Raw genomic sequence first — 2,685 nt, forward strand, 5'->3', positions numbered from 1 at the left:
AAGAACTGATCAATAATTACCGGCAGACCATTCTGGCTGCGAAAAAAGAAGGGGCCACCGACAGTGACATTATGGGAGCAGGCATTGCCAGTGGTCGTTTGCCGGATGAATTAAAAAATCTTGCCAGCTTGCAAAGTCAGTTAAAGAGTCTGAAAGCCGAGCTGGATACCCTGACAGCCAGACCGCAGGCAATTACCATTGACATTAAAGTGCCAAAAAAAGAAAAAAGCGTCGGTGGTGATGTTGTTGGGAGTAATGGTAATCATGTAATTGCCAGCGTCAAAAAAAGCGCCGACGCCGTCATCAAGGAAAACCAGCGCCTCCTGGACAGCCTGACCCACACCTTTGCCACCCAGGAACAGCTGATCAATCAGAATTACCTGAAGCAGGTTGAACAAATCAACGCGCTGCAATTGACGAGGGAACAGCTGGAAAAAGCCGGTTACGACAGCCTGCTGCAATTGCAAAGCGACTATTTGCTTCAGGCTGAAGCCGTGCGCGAAGAGGCACTGACCCGGCTAAAAGCGCAGACCGAAGCGGCCAACGACGAACAGGCCACCAGTTTTGACAGCCTGGCCAAGGCCATCAACGCCAGCACCGACACCATGACCATGGCGGCCACCAACTGGGCCAACAGCTTCAGCACCGAGCTGGCCAACATGGTTACAAAAGGACAAATGGACTTTGGGCGACTGGCCGAAAGCATCATCAATGACATCCTGCGCATTGCCATCCAGGCCAATATTACCCAGCCATTGCTGCAGGGCATGGGCCTGGTCCCTGGCAAAGCCACCGGCGGCCCGGTCATGCGCGGCCAGACTTACCTGGTGGGTGAAAAAGGCCCGGAGCTGTTCACCGCCAGCAACAGCGGCAACATCACGCCGAACCACAAACTGGGTGGCAACACCCAGGTTAACATCTACACCCAGCCCGGCGAAACCGCCGAAACCCGCAGCCGACAAACGGAACAGGGCGACATTATCGAGGTGTTTATGAAGCAGGTGGACAGCCGCATGAATGAACAAATCAGCCGTGGCCAGGGTCTGGCCAGGACGCTGGAAGGGCGGTACGCCCTGAGCCGCAAAAGTTATTGAGTAACGGCCAGACGCCACAAACCACTTTGTGGAGCTTGAACGACCATTTTCCTGGCACCAGGTAAATGCTAACAACAGCAAACCGCTTTTACGGGCAACGGGAAACGGACAACGGGAGACGATCTTTTATGGCTTACTACCCACCCGCACTGCCCAACCCACTATCCGGCAGCACCTTCGAAACCGCCGAACACCGCCTGACCAGCGAAGGCGACATTGCGCCACGCAATCGGGTACTCAACCCGAACCACCGCCAGACCCTGCAACTGAGCTGGACCCTGACCGAGCAGCAATTTCGCATTTTTGAAGCCTGGCACCGCTGGCGGTTGCACGACGGCGTGTCCCGGTTTGATATCGACTGGTGTGGCCGACAGGGCAGGGCACGGTTTATCGCGCCGGTGCAGGCCAGCCTGAACGGCAGCAGCTGGTCACTGTCCACCGAAGCCGAGATTGATTATGCTGTTTCCGCCGTCTATTGACCTGTGCCGCAGTGGCTACAGCCGCAACCTGAAAGGTGAGCAGACACCGCAGACCTTTGACGCCTGGCAGCGCCAGCGCCGCACGGTGCGCAAGCGCGGTGTCACCGACACGGTGTGCTGGGTGGTTAACCAAAAGCAATGCGGTCAGCTGGAGCAGTTCCACCGCCAGGCCAGCGGCAACTACTTTGAGATTGACCTGCCTGCCTACCACGGCATGACCACGACTATTGCAAGGTTTGACGGGCCGCTGACCATCAACCCGATGCGTGATTTCTTTGAAGTCACCGCCAGCCTTTATGTGCCTCAGCCACCGGTCATGTCCAATGACCAACTGGCCAGTGAACTGCTGGGCAGCATTGGCATCACCGACGGCACCTTTGATGATCCGCTGCACGACTTTATACACACTGAATGGCCCTTACAGTGGAGTTCAGCGCCATGAGCCGACAGATTGACCAGGAAATCATCCAGGCCACGGATGAACTGAAAAACGACGTGGCCCTCACCACCGAGATCATCACTGGCAACGAAAACACTATGGTGGAAGTGGCACCAGGCAACACGGTGCGCTCTCCGAAAAAGATGATTGAGGACTGTTATCAGGAAACCCAGGAGGCCATTGAACAGAAGTTTGGATCGCTGGATCAGGCGGTGAATGATGCCACCGCTGCGGCGGATCGTGCCGACAGCGCCAAGCAATCCGCATCGGACAGTGCCGGTGACAGCGCAGAGCACGCCAGTGATGCTTTGGCATCAGCAACCCTTACTGAAAAAAAACTGCAGCAGATCAATGAGCTGATTGCAAGTTTTGATCCGTTGGCCAAACTTGGCCCGCAGCCGGTCAGTATTTGCATCAGTTACCTGGGTACGTTTTTGCAGCCGGTCATGTTAACCAAATTGCAAATAGCCGAATCAACAATATTTGCCGCCAACGTGGTTCACTCATCGGCGTATTGCCAGATCCCGGCTGCCCGGGATTTTACCGTGCATTGTTATCGCAATGATCAGGACATTGGTCAAGTACTGTTTCTGGCCGGTGCCGATCACGGTGATTTTCACTGGCCAGCCAATGTGGTGTTGCAACCGGGTGATGTATTTTCGGTCCATTCGCA

Annotated in this window: 4 protein-coding genes; all 4 read left to right on the forward strand. The window is 55.3% G+C overall.

Annotated elements, in window-relative coordinates; all coding sequences use genetic code 11:
* Positions 1 to 1,094, forward strand: a 1,094-nt coding sequence (locus KDK13_RS06965; protein ID WP_257284252.1) for a phage tail tape measure C-terminal domain-containing protein, incomplete at its 5' end; no start/stop codon positions are given.
* Positions 1,095 to 1,159: 65 nt separating this feature from the next.
* Positions 1,160 to 1,573 (forward strand): hypothetical protein, encoded by a 414-nt coding sequence (locus tag KDK13_RS06970; RefSeq protein WP_257284253.1) that lies wholly within the window; start codon positions 1,160 to 1,162, stop codon positions 1,571 to 1,573.
* The gene (locus tag KDK13_RS06975) at positions 1,545 to 2,015 is read left to right on the forward strand and encodes a hypothetical protein (protein WP_257284254.1); all 471 of its coding nucleotides are present in this window, start codon (positions 1,545 to 1,547) and stop codon (positions 2,013 to 2,015) included. The genes KDK13_RS06970 and KDK13_RS06975 overlap by 29 nt, the downstream gene beginning before the upstream one ends.
* Positions 2,012 to 2,685: hypothetical protein (locus KDK13_RS06980; protein WP_257284255.1), on the forward strand; the 674-nt coding region annotated here is incomplete at its 3' end. The genes KDK13_RS06975 and KDK13_RS06980, both read left to right, overlap by 4 nt.

The sequence above is a fragment of the Endozoicomonas sp. SESOKO1 genome, assembly GCF_024606265.1.
Classification (GTDB): Bacteria; Pseudomonadota; Gammaproteobacteria; order Pseudomonadales; family Endozoicomonadaceae; genus Endozoicomonas.

Excerpts from the sequence above, each read along its gene's own strand:
- KDK13_RS06970 (WP_257284253.1), top strand. The coding sequence starts at position 1,160 with ATGCTAACAACAGCAAACCGCTTTTACGGGCAACGGGAAACGGACAAC.